Source organism: Bacteroides sp. DH3716P, from assembly GCF_025914115.1.
GTDB classification, from domain to species: domain Bacteria; phylum Bacteroidota; class Bacteroidia; order Bacteroidales; family Bacteroidaceae; genus Bacteroides; species Bacteroides ovatus.
The window spans coordinates 1,480,412-1,499,093 of sequence record NZ_CP083673.1 but is presented as its reverse complement, the minus strand read 5'-3'; the positions used below and the strand labels follow the sequence as shown (position 1 = coordinate 1,499,093).

General features: G+C 41.3%; 13 protein-coding genes. 10 read left to right on the top strand and 3 right to left on the bottom strand.

Annotated features, from left to right (window positions below; genetic code table 11):
* Positions 1-83 precede the first annotated feature (83 nt).
* Complete coding sequence (locus KQP79_RS05255; protein WP_061447925.1) at positions 84-1,835, top strand: AAA family ATPase; 1,752 nt, start codon at positions 84-86, stop codon at positions 1,833-1,835.
* A 16-nt stretch (positions 1,836-1,851) separates the two neighbouring features.
* Complete coding sequence (locus tag KQP79_RS05250) at positions 1,852-2,769, top strand: HEPN domain-containing protein (protein ID WP_138343886.1); 918 nt, start codon at positions 1,852-1,854, stop codon at positions 2,767-2,769.
* A gap of 133 nt (positions 2,770-2,902) precedes the next feature.
* Here KQP79_RS05250 and KQP79_RS05245 read toward each other — a convergent pair whose 3' ends face one another.
* Complete coding sequence (locus KQP79_RS05245; protein WP_138343884.1) at positions 2,903-5,473, bottom strand: family 78 glycoside hydrolase catalytic domain; 2,571 nt, start codon at positions 5,471-5,473, stop codon at positions 2,903-2,905.
* 735 nt (positions 5,474-6,208) lie between these two features.
* On the opposite strand from KQP79_RS05245, the gene leuS reads away from it, so the two are divergent.
* The 4 genes from leuS (at position 6,209) to KQP79_RS05225 (ending at position 11,591) form a co-directional block, all read left to right on the top strand.
* Positions 6,209-9,043 (top strand): leucine--tRNA ligase, encoded by a 2,835-nt coding sequence (leuS, locus tag KQP79_RS05240; protein ID WP_061447922.1) that lies wholly within the window; start codon positions 6,209-6,211, stop codon positions 9,041-9,043.
* 124 nt (positions 9,044-9,167) lie between these two features.
* Entirely contained in the window at positions 9,168-10,085 is a 918-nt protein-coding gene (locus KQP79_RS05235) for a YitT family protein (RefSeq protein ID WP_004308439.1), read from the top strand.
* A gap of 50 nt (positions 10,086-10,135) precedes the next feature.
* Entirely contained in the window at positions 10,136-10,717 is a 582-nt protein-coding gene (locus tag KQP79_RS05230; protein WP_032855807.1) for a non-canonical purine NTP diphosphatase, read from the top strand.
* 31 nt (positions 10,718-10,748) lie between these two features.
* Positions 10,749-11,591, top strand: coding sequence for a flagellar motor protein MotB (locus KQP79_RS05225; RefSeq protein ID WP_008023632.1), 843 nt, complete (start codon positions 10,749-10,751; stop codon positions 11,589-11,591).
* 144 nt (positions 11,592-11,735) lie between these two features.
* On the opposite strand, the gene nadA is transcribed toward KQP79_RS05225, so the two are convergent.
* Positions 11,736-12,674 carry a quinolinate synthase NadA gene (nadA, locus tag KQP79_RS05220; protein WP_004308442.1) on the bottom strand — a complete coding sequence of 313 codons (939 nt, stop codon included), beginning with the start codon at positions 12,672-12,674 and terminating at the stop codon, positions 11,736-11,738.
* A gap of 501 nt (positions 12,675-13,175) precedes the next feature.
* Between nadA and KQP79_RS05215 the strand changes: the two genes are divergently transcribed.
* Positions 13,176-13,703: an RNA methyltransferase gene (locus tag KQP79_RS05215; protein WP_004298728.1), complete on the top strand. Its 528-nt coding sequence runs from the start codon at positions 13,176-13,178 to the stop codon at positions 13,701-13,703.
* A 359-nt stretch (positions 13,704-14,062) separates the two neighbouring features.
* Here the strand turns inward: KQP79_RS05215 and KQP79_RS05210 are convergent, their stop codons facing one another.
* Entirely contained in the window at positions 14,063-14,641 is a 579-nt protein-coding gene (locus KQP79_RS05210) for a DUF4294 domain-containing protein (RefSeq protein ID WP_004308443.1), read from the bottom strand.
* A 145-nt stretch (positions 14,642-14,786) separates the two neighbouring features.
* On the opposite strand from KQP79_RS05210, the gene KQP79_RS05205 reads away from it, so the two are divergent.
* From KQP79_RS05205 to KQP79_RS05195, 3 genes are read left to right on the top strand one after another with little or no spacing between them, the layout of a single operon-like run.
* Positions 14,787-16,835: a helix-hairpin-helix domain-containing protein gene (locus tag KQP79_RS05205; protein ID WP_004308444.1), complete on the top strand. Its 2,049-nt coding sequence runs from the start codon at positions 14,787-14,789 to the stop codon at positions 16,833-16,835.
* Between the two features lie 43 nt (positions 16,836-16,878).
* On the top strand, positions 16,879-17,388 hold the full coding sequence (locus KQP79_RS05200) for a sigma-70 family RNA polymerase sigma factor (RefSeq protein ID WP_004298736.1): 510 nt from the start codon (positions 16,879-16,881) through the stop codon (positions 17,386-17,388).
* Positions 17,389-17,419: 31 nt separating this feature from the next.
* The gene (locus KQP79_RS05195) at positions 17,420-18,598 is read left to right on the top strand and encodes a FecR family protein (protein ID WP_004308445.1); all 1,179 of its coding nucleotides are present in this window, start codon (positions 17,420-17,422) and stop codon (positions 18,596-18,598) included.
* The last annotated feature ends 84 nt before the right edge of the window (positions 18,599-18,682 follow it).

Below are 18,682 nucleotides of genomic sequence, written 5' to 3'. Positions count from 1 at the left end.
ATGGAATGTTTGTTTGGAGAAGTAACAAAAAGCCCGTACCTTTGTTTATGTTCAAAGAAAGTTCCTAAAATAAGGTATAAGTTATGGAAAAATATATAGCACCGGACAGGAAACGTATCCCATACGGCATGATGAACTTTGCAGTAATCCGCCGCGACGACTGTTATTATGTGGACAAAACCCGGTTTATACCCATGATAGAAGAGGCGGACAAGTTTTTCTTCTTTATTCGTCCGCGCCGTTTCGGCAAAAGCCTCACTGTAAATATGTTGCAGCACTATTATGATATACTTGCCAAGGATAAGTTCGATGCCCTGTTTGGCGACCTTTACATTGGGAAGCACCCTACGCGCGACCGAAACAGCTATCTGGTACTATACCTCAACTTCTCCGGAATAGTAGGCGAACTGCACAACTACCGCAAAGGACTGGACGCGCATTGCCAAACAATGTTCGACTATTTCTGTGACATTTACGCCGACTATCTCCCCAAAGGCATCAAGGAAGAACTCGACAAAAAAGAAGGAGCTGTCGAACAATTTGAATACCTGTTCACAGAATGTAATAAGACCAACCAACGTATTTACCTCTTTATTGACGAATACGACCATTTCACCAATGCCATCCTCTCGGATATAGAAAGCCTGCATCGCTATACGGACGAAACACATGGCGAAGGTTATCTGCGCGCCTTCTTCAATAAAATTAAAGCCGGAACCTATTCCAGTATCGAGCGTTGTTTCATTACCGGTGTAAGCCCCGTGACAATGGACGACCTCACAAGTGGTTTCAATATCGGAACCAACTACTCGCTCACACCGGAATTCAACGAGATGATAGGTTTCACGGAAGAAGAAGTGCGCCAAATGCTCACTTACTATTCCACCACCAGTCCATTCAACCACAGTGTGGACGAACTGATAGAAATAATGAAACCTTGGTATGACAACTACTGCTTTGCGGAAGAATGTTATGGTGAAACCACTATGTACAACTCTAATATGGTACTCTACTTCGTCAAGAATTATATTCAACGAGGCAAAGCCCCCCGGGATATGGTAGAAGACAATATCCGTATCGACTACGAAAAATTACGTATGCTCATCCGGAAGGACAAAGAGTTTGCCCATGATGCCTCCATCATACAGACATTGGTGAGCGAAGGCTACGTCACCGGAGAACTGAAAAAAGGTTTTCCTGCCGTCAATATTACCAACCCCGACAACTTTGTGAGCCTGCTCTACTATTTCGGTATGCTCACCATTAGCGGCACGTATGAAGGAAGGACCAAACTCACCATCCCCAATCAGGTAGTCCGCGAACAAATATACACCTATCTGCTGAGTACCTACAACGAAGCCGAACTCAATTTCAGCAGTTACGAAAAAAACGAACTTGCCAGCGCTCTTGCCTACCGAGGCGACTGGAAAGCCTATTTCGGTTATATTGCCGACTGCCTGAAACGTTACACTTCCCAGCGTGACAAACAGAAAGGTGAATTTTTCGTCCACGGCTTTACGCTTGCCATGACGGCACAAAATCGTTTCTACCGTCCCATTTCCGAACAGGACACACAAGCAGGTTATGTCGATATTTTCCTCTGTCCGCTACTGGATATCTATTCCGACATGAAGCACAGCTACATTGTGGAACTGAAGTATGCCAAGTATAAAGATCCCGAAAGCCGCGTGGAAGAACTGCGACAGGAAGCTATTGCACAAGCCAATCGCTATGCTGACACTGATACGGTAAAGAGAGCAGTCGGCACTACACAACTTCATAAGATTGTGGTGGTATACAAAGGAATGGATATGCCGATATGTGAAGAGGTTTAACAGATAGGCTAACAATATGAAAAGATCAATAAAACGTTTGCCCAAACGCACGCAAGAAGAGTTGGCGGTGTTACAAGAGCTGATATTGTCGAATCTTACGAATGTGCGTATGATTATCTTGTATGGAAGTTATGCGCGGGGAAAATATGTCATCTGGGATGAAACATACGATGAACGTGGAGTAACTACTTACTACCAAAGTGATTTGGATATTCTGGTGATATGTGATACGAGAGACGCAAATAAAGCAGAGAGGCATGCGCGCGAAGTGATCGTTCCTAAATATGATACAAGAATGGAAGGAAAGCGGCATCCGGCACCGCCTAATATTATTGTAGAAACTCCAGTGACCATTAATAGAGCTATAAGAAGGAAGCATTATTTCTTTTATGAGATTATAAAAGACGGTATTCTGTTGTATGACGACGGCACGTTTCAGATTGGCAAACCGGAGAAGTTGCCGTATCGGGAGATTAAGCAATATGCAGAGGAAGAATATGCAGAATGTTTTCCTTTAGCAGAAGGATTCTTAAGACATGGACATTTGGATAAAGAAGAAGAGAATTATAAACTAGGTTCATTTGAATTACATCAAGCCTGCGAACGTTACTACAAAACGTTTACGCTCGTGTATAGCGGCATTCGCCCTAAATCTCATGAATTGAAAGTGCTGGGAGCAATGGTCAGGAGCTGTTCACGAGAATTCGCAAATGTGTTTCCAACTCATACTTTCGAAGATAATAAAGCATTTGATAAATTATGCAGAGCATATATCGAAGCCCGATATAATCGACTGTTCACCGTTAGCAAAGAGCAATACGAGTATATGCTGGCACGAACAGAGGTGCTCCGCGAAGTAACTATTCGGGAATGTGCCGCACGCATGGCGTATTACGATGAGATGATAGAAAAAGAAGAGAAAGAGAAGATATAAACCGTATATTGTAAAAATGAATAATTACCCTCATCACAGATAGCTGTAATGAGGGTAATCACGTTAAAAAGAGAGTTTCTACACATCTCCTTAATATCAATTTCTACATGAGAAACTATCGCAATTACATACTTTATTTAGTCACCTTGTAAGTTCCACTTCCATACTCCTTTGACTTCACCTCTCCAGGAAGAGTTACGGTAGCGGTAACACCCTTAGGAATGGTGAATTCCCAAATCCAGGTGTCTCCTTCGTATTTCCAGGCGCTCTTGATGAGTCCGGAGGCGGAACGGTATTCGGCAGTCACGTGTCCTAATCGCTTGTCTGGAATGGGCTTCATAATGATATGCTTGAAGCCGGGAGTAGCAGGATCGGCTGCAATGCCGGCAACGGTTTCCCAAATCCATTCACATACGCATCCGTAGGCATAATGATTGAAGCTGTTCATACCGCGTGGTCCCATTCCTTTGTCTATCATATAGCTGTTCCACCGTTCCCAAATGGTGGTGGCTCCATTGTCCACAGAGTATAGCCAGCTTGGGTTCTTACGTTGGAAGAGGAGTTCATAGGCAATGTCTTCCATGCCATTCTCCGTGAGGGTGGCCATGAGGATGGATGTGCCCAAGAATCCGGTCTGCAAGCAAAGATCGTGCTGTGCGAAGTTTTCACGCAGGCGGTCTATCATCTTCGCTTTGGGTTCGCCTTCCAAAAGCTGGTTCTTTAGGGCAAACAAGGCAGGAGTTTGCATGGTGTTGAGGATGGCGGTTTTGAAGGTGCCGTCTTCGTTGAGGAAGTTCTCTTTGATGTATGCCTTTGCCGAATCAGCCATTTGCTGGTACTTGGCGGCATCGCGACCAGTGGCGGCAGCCATATCTCGCATCATGAAAGCATCTATCACCCAGTAGGAAGCGCTCAAATAGTTCCAATAGCTGACGGCATCAGGAAGCGGACCTTGGGGAGAAAAAGCCAGTCCGCTACAACTTTCCAGTGGTTCGTAGCTCAACCAGTCGGCCCATTGGTAGTTGCCGTTCTCACCGCAGAGAGTCTCGTGGTTATACTTGGTGTCGTTGATGTGATTCATAAACAGGTCCATGGCGTCCCAGCTCTCCTCGATGATTTGCGTATCACCGAATTGCTTCCATACCGTCCAAGGCACGATGATTCCGGCATCGGCCCAACCCAAACGCATTTTCTCATCACCGTATTGTGCCAAGGGAGCCACTCCGGGGAATCCACCCAAACTGTTTTGGGTGTCGCGCATGTCACGCATCCACTTATGGAAAAACTTCATGGTGTTAGCAAAGAACGTACCGGTTTCTGCAAACACTTGTGTGTCTGCTGTCCAGCCCAGACGCTCGTCGCGTTGCGGACAGTCGGTGGGTATGGACAGGTAGTTGGATAGCTGTCCCCAATAAGTGTTGGAGATGAGCTTGTTCACAAGGTCGTTGCCTGTGGTGATAGTGCCGGTCTCCAGTTCCTTTGCGATGGAAGTAACGGGGATGGACTTCAACGACTTGATGGCAACATTCTCGGTGGCAGTTATGGAGACGTAGCGGTAGCCGAAAAAGGTGCAGTGAGGATAATAGGCCACATAGTTATCTCCGCCAGCAAAGGTATAATCCAGACGGATACCGGTGTGGGGGATGCGCAGGTTTTCGCGATGGCAGCTTCCTTCCGGACCGTCCATGCCACGAATCTTGGCGCCGTTGCCGTCATTGAGCAGCTCTGCAGGGAGGCAGGTCAGCACCGTTCCCTCGGCGGCTTTGAATACGAAAGAAGGTACGCCGGCACAATTTTGTCCGAAGTCCACCACTAACGTCTCTCCCGGATTTACGTTCATTTCCGTACCCGATGCGAACTCACGGGCGATAATTACCTTACCGAACTCATTCTCCTTTGCTCCTTCTACATTCTTCCAAACGTATGCTTTGACAGGAGCAAGTGCGAGATCAGTACGCAGATAAACTTCCGCTCCATCCGAAGGCAGGATATCGCCAGAGAATTCGGTGTTCTCTTCGGGGGTGGAGAGTTTCTCCACGCATTCGTAGCCCATCGGCTCGCGTGCATCATACTCTTCTCCGTCAAAGATACCAGCATGTTTCACTGGACCGGCAATTCCGGCTTTCCAGTTTTTAAGATCAGTACCGTAACGCTTTTTGCTTCCGTCAGAAAAAGTCAGTTCCAGTACACCACGGAAGGCACATTTCTTGCCTATCATACCGTCATATCCTCCAGGGGTTATGATTTTGTCACCCCACCATCCCGGCGTCACCTGTACGGAGAGCATGTTCTCGGCGTTTGGCTTGGTACGGATGATGTCTGTAATATCATAGGTGAAAGAACGTTTGGTCTTGGCATAGTGTGTGAAGCCCGGTTTCAGAAATTCCTCGCCTACGGGTTTCCCATTCACATACAACTCGTAAACTCCCAGTCCAGCGGTCATCCACTTGGCAGAGACAATTTTCTGTTCGTTTTTCACGGTGGACACGAACCAACTCGCTCCATCGGCTGCGCGACCGTTGTTATGTCCTTTCACTACAGGGGCGTTTACTGCGGAAATCCATTTGGATTCGTTCCAGGCTGATGCTTCCAATGCGTCAGTACGTTTTCCGACTTCGGTTGCGTTTATCAGTCCGCTATTCGAGAAAAGCGCGAGAATCATTATCGGGATAAGATTCGCAAAACAATGAAGATTCATTTTCATACTTATATGTATTTTTTAGTATTAAAAGATTAACTTAGAAATACTGTTTTAGTTTTACGGGGCTTGCACAACAAAATTACAGAATTATATGATATGACAGACGATTTCTGCATTTTTTTTGACTCAATGATGGTTTCTATTTAATCCGGAACTGACTCATAAGTCCGATCTGATTGAACAGACGACAGGAGCTTTGTACATTGAATGATCGATTATCGAGCAAAACAATGATATATTGTAAAATAATATAATCAATACACTTATTCAGGATATTGTAGTAATTATTTATTGAATAAGAAAAGAAGATGCCGGTTATTCATTGCAATCATTCTTTCTTCTTTACACGAAAGCCTCGAAATCGAATAAACTCTATTCAAGTTTTTAATAAATAACGAAAAGGTTTATTATAAATAGTATCCAAATTTATTATAAACTCTTTTTTGACACTTTCAATACCTGAAATAGAATTATTGCAACAAAAATAGGCAAGAACCTTCACAGTTTCTTGCCCATTCGTTATCCTCGTTATGCAATTCGCATATTAACCTATTGAACTTTATGTAATAAAAATTATATATTTCATTGTTGTTTCTTTATTATTATTGACCTCAAATATACAAAATAAAAAGAAGAAAGTCAATAGGGAAAGCGTGGTTATCTGAAAATAAACACGTAAATTTGTGCCTCGAATTAGAAATAACAGTATAAATCACTATAAATAAAAACTTTATCACTATGGAGTACAATTTCAGAGAAATTGAAAAGAAGTGGCAGAAAAGGTGGGTAGAAGAGAAAACCTACCAAGTTACGGAAGATGATTCGAAGCAAAAATTTTATGTACTAAACATGTTTCCTTACCCATCAGGAGCTGGTCTACACGTAGGTCATCCGCTGGGATACATTGCTTCGGATATTTACGCCCGTTACAAACGACTGCAGGGCTTCAATGTACTCAACCCAATGGGATATGACGCTTACGGTTTGCCGGCAGAACAGTATGCCATCCAGACCGGACAGCATCCTGCCATCACTACCGTCAACAATATCAACCGCTACCGCGAGCAGTTGGACAAAATAGGTTTCTCTTTCGACTGGAACCGTGAAATCCGTACTTGCGACCCGGAATATTATCATTGGACCCAATGGGCCTTCCAAAAAATGTTCAACAGCTATTATTGTAACGATGAACAGGAAGCCCGTCCTATCGAAGAACTGGAAAAAGCCTTCGCCATCTACGGAAACGAAGGACTCAATGCCGCTTGCAGCAAAGATATCAGCTTTACTGCCGAAGAGTGGAACGCCAAAAGCGAAAAAGAAAAGCAGGAAGTCCTGATGAACTATCGCATCGCTTATCTGGGTGAAACAATGGTAAACTGGTGTGCCGAATTAGGAACTGTACTGGCTAACGACGAAGTAGTAGACGGAGTCAGCGAACGTGGCGGTTTTCCTGTTATCCAGAAGAAAATGCGCCAATGGTGTCTGCGTGTATCTGCGTATGCACAACGTTTGCTTGACGGATTAGATACGATCGAATGGACAGATTCTCTGAAAGAAACCCAAAGAAACTGGATCGGACGTTCGGAAGGTGCTGAAGTGCAATTCAAAGTAAAAGACAGTGACCTTGAATTCACTATTTTTACCACTCGTGCAGATACCATGTTCGGTGTTACCTTTATGGTATTGGCTCCGGAAAGTGAATTGGTGGCACAGTTAACGACTCCTGAACAAAAAGCAGAAGTAGACGCCTACCTCGATCGTACCAAAAAACGTACGGAACGCGAACGTATTGCCGACCGTAGTGTTACCGGTGTGTTCAGTGGTTCGTATGCTATTAATCCGTTCACAGGTGAAGCAGTGCCTGTATGGATCAGCGATTACGTACTAGCCGGATACGGAACAGGAGCTATTATGGCTGTACCTGCTCATGATAGCCGCGACTATGCATTTGCCAAACATTTCGGATTGGAAATCCGTCCGTTGGTAGAAGGTTGTGATGTTAGCGAAGAAAGTTTCGATGCAAAAGAAGGTATTGTTTGCAATTCTCCACGTCTTGATGTCACTCCTTACTGTGATCTTTCTCTGAACGGACTGACTATCAAAGAAGCGATAGAAACAACCAAGAAATATGTAAAAGAGCACAATCTGGGTCGTGTGAAAGTGAACTACCGTCTGCGTGACGCTATTTTCTCTCGCCAACGTTACTGGGGTGAGCCGTTCCCTGTTTACTACAAAGACGGAATGCCTTATATGATCGACGAAGCCAGCCTGCCGCTGGAACTTCCGGAAGTCGCTAAATTCCTGCCTACCGAAACAGGTGAGCCTCCATTGGGACACGCAACTAAATGGGCTTGGGATACAGTAAACAAATGTGTCGTAGAAAATGAGAAGATTGACCATGTAACCGTCTTCCCGCTGGAACTGAACACCATGCCGGGATTCGCCGGTTCTTCGGCTTATTATCTCCGCTACATGGACCCGCATAATCATCAGGCATTAGTTGATCCGAAAATTGACCAGTACTGGAAAAATGTAGACCTATATGTAGGTGGTACCGAACATGCAACAGGCCACTTGATTTATTCTCGTTTTTGGAATAAATTCCTGTATGACATGGGTGTGTCTGTAATGGAAGAGCCATTCCAAAAGTTAGTAAACCAAGGAATGATTCAAGGTCGCAGTAACTTTGTATATCGTATCAAAGACACCAATACTTTCGTTTCACTGAACCTGAAAGATCAGTACGAAGTTACCCCTATTCACGTAGACGTAAATATCGTATCTAATGATATTTTAGATTTGGAAGCATTCAAAGCATGGCGTCCTGAATATAAAACAGCCGAATTTATCCTCGAAGACGGAAAATATGTCTGTGGATGGGCAGTTGAAAAAATGAGTAAATCTATGTTCAATGTAGTCAATCCGGATATGATTGTTGAGAAATACGGTGCGGATACACTTCGTATGTACGAAATGTTCCTCGGCCCGGTAGAACAGTCTAAACCGTGGGATACAAACGGAATCGACGGTGTACACCGTTTTATCCGTAAATTCTGGTCATTGTTCTACAGCCGTACGGACGAATATCTGGTAACGGACGAACCTGCAACAAAAGAAGAATTGAAGAGCCTTCATAAATTAATCAAGAAGGTGACTGGTGATATTGAACAGTTCTCTTACAATACATCTATCAGCGCATTCATGATTTGCGTAAACGAACTCTTCAACCTAAAATGTAGCAAAAAAGAGATTCTGGAACAGCTCGTTATCACTCTCGCTCCTTTCGCTCCACATGTCTGCGAAGAGTTGTGGGATGTATTGGGACACGAAACTTCCGTATGCGACGCCCAATGGCCTGCATACAACGAAGAATATCTGAAAGAAGATACTATCAACTATACCATCTCTTTCAACGGAAAGGCACGTTTCAATATGGAATTTGCAGCAGATGAAGCTTCGGACGCTATCCAAGCCGCAGTATTGGCCGACGAACGTTCACAGAAGTGGATTGATGGCAAGACTCCGAAAAAGATCATCGTCGTTCCGAAAAAGATTGTAAACGTTGTAATTTAAAGTATTAAGTATAAAACAATAAGTATTAAGTAATAAGTATTAAGTATTATCCGTAGTCGTTTTCCAAATATATCCGCCAGGTTAATACTTAACACTTATTACTTAATACTTGAACTTAAAATCCATGCATAAACTGACAAAAGCGGAAATAATGAGAGAAGTGAAAGATTATATCTACATCACTCTCGGATTGATAAGCTATTCTTTGGGATGGGCAGCATTCCTGTTACCTTATCAGATAACTACCGGAGGAACTACCGGTATCGGAGCTATTATCTATTATGCAACAGGATTTCCAATTCAGTGGTCATACTTCATTATCAATGCAGTTCTGATGACGTTTGCCATCCGGATATTGGGTCCGAAATTCAGTATAAAAACGACTTATGCTATTTTTACGCTGACTTTTCTGCTTTGGTTATTCCAGTTAGTGGTAAACAATTACGTAGAAGCACCGGATATGACGCCGGACGGTAAGCCGCTATTGCTCGGTACAGGACAGGATTTCATGGCCTGTATTATTGGTGCAGCCATGTGCGGTGTAGGCCTCGGTATCACTTTCAACTACAATGGAAGTACGGGTGGAACAGATATTATCGCAGCCATCGTCAATAAATACAAAGATGTATCGCTTGGACGAATGATTATGATTTGTGATGTATTCATTATCAGCTCCTGTTACTTTATATTTCATGATTGGCGCCGGGTTATTTTCGGTTTTGTCACCCTGTTTATTATTGGTGTTGTGCTCGACTGGATTATCAACAGTGCCCGTCAATCGGTTCAATTCTTCATCTTCTCCAAGAAATATGATGAAATAGCCGACCGTATCATTAAAGACGCCGACCGGGGAGTAACGGTACTCGACGGTACGGGATGGTACAGTAAAAACAATGTGAAAGTATTGGTAGTACTTGCCAAGAAACGTCAGTCACTCGAAATTTTCCGTTTGGTAAAACGCATTGATCCGAATGCTTTTATCTCTCAAAGTTCCGTTATCGGTGTGTATGGCGAAGGATTCGATAAGCTGAAAGTGAAATAATAACCGGTTGATAAGTAGTGAACAACCCTGTTAAAACAAAAAATAAGATGATGAAACGCAAACTTGTATTTGCTACCAATAATGCTCATAAACTGGAAGAAGTGGCCGCTATCCTGGGAGATCAAGTAGAATTATTAAGTCTCAATGATATCGGTTGCCAAGCGGATATTCCCGAAACTGCTGAAACACTGGAAGGAAATGCGTTATTAAAATCTTCCTATATCTACAAAAACTATCATCTGGATTGTTTTGCCGATGATACGGGATTGGAAGTGGAAACCTTGAACGGAGCTCCCGGAGTCTATTCCGCCCGCTATGCAGGAGGTGAAGGACACGACGCCCAGGCTAATATGCTCAAACTTCTTCACGAACTGGACGGAAAGGAAAACCGTAAAGCACAATTCCGCACCGCTATTTCGTTGATACTGGACGGAAAGGAGTATCTCTTTGAAGGAGTGATAAAAGGCGAAATAATCAAAGAAAAACGCGGTGATTCCGGATTTGGCTATGATCCTGTATTCATGCCTGAAGGTTACGACCGGACTTTTGCCGAATTGGGAAATGATATCAAGAACCAAATCAGCCATCGTGCACTGGCTGTACAGAAACTTTGTGAGTTTCTGCAAAGCTGATTATACATACCCACTTAAAATATAAAACACAATGAAGAAAATTACTTTATTTACTTTACTTACGCTCCTATTGTGTACTTCGTGTGTAACAAAAAAGAAGTTCATGCTTGCAGAGATGGCAGCCACCGCAAGCAAAGACAGTCTGCAAGGGTTGTTGGATAACTCCCGCGAAGTTGGTAACCAGCTATCGGCACAAGTCAAAAACCTCTTGCGTGATACGACCAAGATGGGGAACAGTATCCGCCAGTATCAGAGTATGTTGAATGTCAACATGACCGAACAGGAAAAACTGAATGCCCTGTTGAGCCAGAAGAAAAACGAGCTGAACGAAAGAGAACGCACGATCAATGAATTGCAGGACATGATTAAGGCGCAGAATGATAAGGTACAAAATCTCTTGAGTAATGTAAAAGACGCATTACTTGGTTTTAGTACTGACGAACTGACCGTCCGCGAGAAAGACGGAAAAGTATATGTAGCGATGTCCGACAAATTATTATTCCAGTCAGGAAGTGCCCGCCTGGATAAACGTGGAGAGGAAGCTCTCGGCAAACTGGCCGAAGTGCTGAACAAACAGACGGATATCGACGTATTTATCGAAGGACATACGGACAACAAACCGATCAATACTGTACAATTCAAAGATAACTGGGATTTGAGTGTGATCCGTGCCACTTCCGTAGTTCGTATCCTCATCAAGAATTACAACGTAAATCCTTTGCAGATTCAGCCTAGCGGCCGCGGTGAATATATGCCTGTTGATGATAACGAAACAATAGAAGGAAGAAGCAAGAATCGCCGTACGGAGATTATCATGGCTCCGAAACTGGATAAGTTGTTCCAGATGCTTCAAAGTTCGGAAGAATCCAAATAAAAAATAATTGATTCAATAATCAACAATAAAAAATCCTCTCGGTTAATAAACTGGGAGGATTTTTTTATCTTTAAAGAATTGAATTATTTTAAGACAGTTTCTAACTGTTATTCATTCAAGAACAATAATAAAAACCAAATTTCTTTATAATCCCAACTTAGCCGAAATCTCCAACATTCGTTGAATCGGCTTCACTGCCTTCTTAGCCACCTCCGGATCTACCGTAATTTCCGGTGCTTCATTCTTCAGACACTCATAGAGCTTCTCTAACGTATTCAACCGCATGAAACTACACTCGTTACATCCGCACGTACTATCGTTCGGAGGAGCAGGAATAAACGTCGTCTGCGGACACTTCTTTTGCATCTCATGCAAGATACCCGATTCAGTAGCCACAATATACATGTTTTCCGGGTGGTTCACGGCATACTTCAACAAAGCAGCTGTAGATCCTACCACATCAGCCAATTTCAAAACCGTACTCTTACATTCGGGATGTGCCAAGACCAACGCTTCCGGATGCTGCGCTTTCAATTCCACAATCTTTTCAACAGAGAACTGTTCATGCACGTGACAGGCTCCGTCCCAAAGCAACATATTCCTGTTCGTAACAGAGTTGATATAATTACCCAAATTCCTATCCGGACCAAAAATTATTTTCTCATCTTTGGGGAAGCTTTCCACGATCTGCTTCGCATTGGTGGAAGTCACCACCACATCTGTCACTGCTTTCACGGCAGCTGTCGTGTTGACGTACGAAATAACGGTGTATCCCGGGTGCTCTTTGACAAACTGTGCAAACTGATCCGCCGGACAACTGTCCGCCAACGAACAACCTGCCGCCATGTCGGGTACCAACACTTTCTTGTCCGGACAAAGCACCTTTGCCGTTTCCCCCATAAAGTGAACGCCACACATCACAATAATGTCCGCTTCCGTTTTGGCTGCCCATTGAGCCAATGCCAAACTGTCGCCAACGTAATCGGCGATGTCTTGTATTTCCCCCTTCTGGTAGTAGTGGCCCAGAATGATTGCATTCTTTTCTTTCTTTAGCTCGTTAATAGCCTTTATGAGTTCATTCATAATAATATTCTTATTTCTTTCCTTTTAAAAAAAATCCTTTGTTAGTGATGATAGCCTGTTAATAATGTTAGCAAATAAATACGATTTTTCTTGCCGGATAAGTTATTAGTCCATACTTCTGCTTTATGAGTCGGTTATGAACTGATATAAAGGGCAAGATATCCTATTCTACTTGCTTCATTATCAATGAAAGCATCGTTAAATGCCGTCAAATGGAAGTTTGCTATTAACTCCCTGTTGATAAAGTGCAAAGTTAAAAACTTTATGGATATAAACAGGCAGATAAGTGCTGAAAAATATGTTTATGTCTGTGTAGAAAGTTTTGGGTTAGTTTTTTGGAATGTTCATAATGAAGGCCTCTTATATCTTCTTTTGAATAATGCAAGAATTATTTTTCAAAATCTTTGCCGATAGTTTTGACAGGTTTTAAACCGTTATCAACACCTTGTTAACTGAAAAGAATTACCTTTGTGGACAAGAACATAATAAAAGAAAAGACGTATGCGTAAACTGAAAATAACAGAGCTGAACCGTATCAGTGCCGAAGAGTTTAAACAGGTTGAAAAACTGCCTCTGGTGGTAGTGCTGGATGATATTCGTAGTTTGCATAATATAGGTTCTGTGTTCCGTACTTCGGATGCTTTCCGTATTGAATGTATCTATCTGTGTGGTATAACAGCTACCCCACCGCACCCTGAAATGCATAAGACTGCGCTGGGTGCAGAGTTCACTGTCGACTGGAAGTATGTTAATAACGCTGTTGATGCTGTTGATAACCTCAAAAATGAAGGGTATATCGTTTATTCTGTAGAGCAGGCGGAAGGAAGCATCATGCTTGATGAACTCCAGCTGGATAAAACCAAGAAGTACGCTATCGTTATGGGAAACGAAGTGAAAGGGGTACAGCAGGAGGTTATTAACCATTCGGATGGCTGTATAGAGATTCCTCAATATGGTACAAAACATTCGTTGAATGTTTCTGTAACTACTGGTATTGTGATTTGGGATTTGTTCAAAAAGTTACACTAATAGTCATAATACAGGATTGGTTAATAAGTTGTTTATAACGAGTTAATAGCTTAGTTAATTCATTTATAATCAATAACTATGTTCTGTTTATAACTATATGGAGCCATGTTGATTCTATGGGTGTTGGGTAGTTATTATTATAGTTGTTGATAGTTCGTTTTCAGGCTGTTGATACTTGAGTTGTCAGGTATTAACAGCTTATATGATACATATTAATAGCTGGGAACTCAAGTATTAACTTCTGAGAAACCGGAAATTAATACCTTACAGGAAGTTTGTTAATTCTTGAAATGATAACTAGTATGGTTGAGTAGTGATCAATTGGTTATGAGGTTGATAAACTTATAAGCCGATTGATTTTAGATTTGTCCGTTCTCCACCATCAACACTACACGTTCTGTTAGTTTGTCCTCACCTTGCGGATCATATTCTTTTTTTAAACTGGCTCCGAACAATGCAGCAAAAGTCTGATAGAATCCCGCTTTGAAAGGTCCCATAAATGCTTTCACCAGTTCATAACTGGTAGAATTGCTTTGGCGGTCTATTAATTTAATCAACAGTTTCCCCTGTGCAAACGATAGTTTTTTCATTCGGGGAGTATATTGATCTTTCAATCCTTTTTCAACCCGTTTGATATGTTTTTGGCGGGCTTTCTCATTGGGCAAAGTCTGAAGATATTCGTAAGTTTCAATGATGGCCTGATTAATTTCTCTGGAGATAGGATATACCTTTTTCACATTGCGAATCAGTCGGTAATATTCCTGACGTTCCTTTTCATTTTTGAATTTCAACGGACGGAAAATATACACAGTTCTTAACTGGACACATGGAATGGTATCTCCATTGTAGATACACATCGGAACCAAATATCCATTGATGCTTTGTTTATCTTGAGCTTGCAGGCGCAACGAACAACAAACAATAGCAAACAGCGTCATTACTACTATGTTAAGCCTCTTTTTCACGATACAAAAATAGAATTAAAATTTTATTATTCAGACATTTCTCTTCGATGTTAACCTATTTAAAGTATCTTTGCGGCCTTATCTGTTAAAAAAGCAGGAAGAATAAACCATTTTATTGATGAAAACTATTCAACTTTTACGGTTGATAAGTATTATAAACAGCCTGTTAATAATTCCTGCTTGTAGTGCTCAAAACCCTTCCGAAAGTCTTTTAGAAGATGTTCTTGAAGATTTATCTGTTAATAACGGAACTGATAACTCTGTTAATACTCCTAATTGGGAAAATGAATTGGAAGAACTTTCCAATCGTATGCAGGAACCAGTTAATTTGAATGTTGCTACCCGTGAACAACTCGAACAGTTTCCTTTCCTTAGTGATATTCAGATTGAACATCTGCTGGCCTACATCTATATACACGGACAGATGAAAACCATCTATGAACTTCAACTGGTAGAAGAGATGGATAGGCAAACAATCCAGTATTTACTACCTTTTGTCTGTATAAAAGCTATTAACAATGAACCTGCTTTTCGGTGGAAAAGTCTGTTGAAAAGCGCAGCAAAGTATGGAAAGAATGAGCTGTTAACTCGCTTTGATATACCATTTTATAGGCGAAAAGGTTATGAACATACCTATTTAGGACCTTCTGTTTATAACTCTGTGAAATACAGTTTCCGATACAGTGACCGACTCTATGCAGGAGTCGTTGCTGAAAAAGATGCTGGAGAACCTTTTGGAGCTTTACACAATCGCTACGGCTATGATTATTATTCCTTTTATCTGTTATTAAAAGATTGTGGACGATTAAAAGCATTAGCTGTTGGTAACTATCGGCTTAGTTTCGGACAAGGATTAGTGATTAGCACTGATTATCTGATGGGAAAAACAATCTACGCCTCTTCTTTCAACAGCCGTAGTAGCGGGATAAAGAAACATTCTTCTACCGACGAATACAACTATTTCCGAGGAGTAGCTGCCACTGTTTCTTTAGCAAAAGATTGGGATATTTCCGGTTTCTATTCACACCGTTCATTAGATGGAGTAATCACAGACGGAGCAATCACCTCTATCTATAAAACCGGGCTACATCGAAGTCAAAAGGAAGCAGATAAAAAGAACCTGTTCACCATGCAATTAACAGGTGGAAACGTGAGTTATCAACACAACCGTATCCGACTGGGTATCACCGGTATTTACTACCTTTTCAACCGACCTTATGAACCGGAATTAACAGGCTATTCCAAATACAATCTTCATGGAAACAACTTCTATAATCTGGGAATAGAGTATGCTTATCGCTGGCATCGTTTTTCTTTTCAAGGAGAGACGGCCATAGGAAAACAAGGTTGGGCCTCTTTGAACCGTTTGCAGTATTCACCGGTTCAAAACACTCAAATCATGTTGATACACCGGTTTTATTCTTATAACTATTGGGCCATGTTTGCCCATTCTTTTGGTGAAGGAAGTACGACACAAAATGAACAGGGATATTATATCGGCATGGAGACTTCTCCTTTTGCCTATTGGAAATTCTTCGCCTCATTCGATTTATTTTCTTTTCCGTGGAAAAAATACAGAGTAAATAAACCCTCTCGCGGAACAGATGGATTGCTTCAAGCCACTTTCACTCCACGCAGCCATCTATCCATGTATCTGAAGTACCGCTATAAACGCAAGGAACGGGATTGGACAGGTAGTAAAGGAACACTAACACTTCCTATTTTTCACCATCAACTTCGTTATCGTTTGAACTATTCTTTAGGAGATGTGTTAAGCAGTCGTACAACTTTAGATTATAATCATTTTCATTCTCAGGACAGAGCTGCTAATATAGGATATCAGGTTACACAAATGATATCCTCCCAACTGCCTTGGGCCAGGCTGTTTGCTGACGTTCAGGGCAGTTACTTTTTTACAGACGATTATGATTCGCGTGTATATGCTTCGGAAAGCGGATTGCTTTATATGTTTTACACACCGTCCTTCCAAGGTTGTGGATTTCGCTGCTCCGTTCGTTTCAGATATGAACTGAATAAGCACTGGTTGTTCATAACCAAGTTTGGCGAAACAGTCTATTTAGACCGGAATGAGATCGGTTCGGGCAATGATTTGATCTGTGGAAATAAAAAAGCAGATGTACAAATGCAACTGCGTATTAAGTTTTAATGTATATTTGTCTGCCAGAAATAACAGAAGAATACGATATTAAATGGATGACAGGGCTACTTTTGACAAAATGTTTAATGAATGGTATGCACAGTTTGTATATTTTGCATATTATTTTATAAATGACGCTGAGGTATGCAGAGATATCGTAAGTGATGCTTTTGAGTATTTGTGGCGTAATTATGAAAAGATAGAAGAAGCGACGGCTAAAACTTATCTTTATACAATCATTCGTACACGTTGCATTGACTATCTTCGCAAGCAAAATATCCATGAAGAATATGTAGAGTTCACTTCGCAATTAACTGATAAAATGATAGAAGTCGATTCACAACATTCTGATTCTCGTGTTTTGCGTATTCGTAAAGCTATGGAAAAGTTGACTCCTTATAATTATCATATATTGGAAGCATGCTATATTCATAATAAGAAATATAAAGAAGTGGCCGAAGAATTGAATGTAAGTGTTGCGGCTATTCATAAGAATATAGTAAAGGCTTTGCGTATTCTTCGCGAAGAATTGGGGCAAGAGGGTAACCGGAATAGACTTTAAAACGTAAATATATATATTGAATACATTATTTATGGATGAAAAGAATATAAATATAAGTAAGTCGGAAGAAGAACTCCTGGAAATTATGGAGAATCGTTCTCATATAACTGCTGATCAATTACATAATTTGAAAGAAGATGAGGAGTGCTTGCAAGCATGTTCTGATTTGGCAGAAATTGTGATAGAGATGCAGAAAAAACAAAATATGCTGGCAATTGATGTCCGGAATGAACTGGCAGATTTTCATAATAAACATTCTAAAAACGATCGAAGAAAAAATACACGCATACTGTTGTGGGCCAGTATCACAGGTGTAGCGGCAACTGTTGTCATAATTTTAGTTTTGCGTGCAATGATGATTTCGTCGCAACCGGAAATCATTCAAGTGTTTCAAGCCAATCATGTTGCCCAACAAGTCACTTTACAAGTGAATGATGAGAAAGAAGTAAAGCCACTGAAAGAAGTAGTAGAATCTTTTTCGTCTTCTTCCGCTGCACAGTTGTCTTCTAAAGAAATAGATTATAGTCGCGCTCTTCTTCAAACAGAAACTAAGGAAGTGGGAAAGCAGAGAATACAGATACATAGATTAAGTATTCCCAGGGGAGAGACATTCAAAGTTGTTTTATCCGAAGGAACCGAAGTCTTCTTGAATTCAGACAGCCGATTAGCTTACCCTACGATTTTTAAAGGAAAAGAAAGAGTCGTCTCTTTGGGAGGTGAAGCTTATTTTAAAGTTACTAAAGATGCAGAACATCCTTTTATTGTGAAAAGTGGAAATATACAGGTTCGCGTATTAGGAACGGAATTTAATGTGCGTAGCTACTCTCCTACTGACGTTCGTGTTACGCTCATTACAGGAAAAGTGGCTGTTAGCGATACTTGTGGAGTTCATAGTGTTGAAATGATGCCGGGACAAAGTGCACAACTTTCTTCTAACGGAACATTTGCTGTGAAAGAGGTGGATATTGAATCATTTTTATATTGGAAGGAAGGATTTTTCTATTTTGACGATGTTGCTCTGGTTGACATGATGAAAGAAATAGGGCGTTGGTATAATATAGATATTGAGTTCCGCAACAGCAAAATTATGGATCTTCGTATGCATTTCTTTGCAAATCGTCATCAAGACATCTTTCACTTGATTGAATTATTGAATCGAATGGAGAGAATACATGCTTATTTTGAAGCAGGAAAACTAATTATCGAATAAAAAGCAAGCAAAAAGATATAAATCTGAATAGAAAAATATATTTCTGAAAAAAAACTCTTTTAAGGGTAACCATTCTTTTTTAAA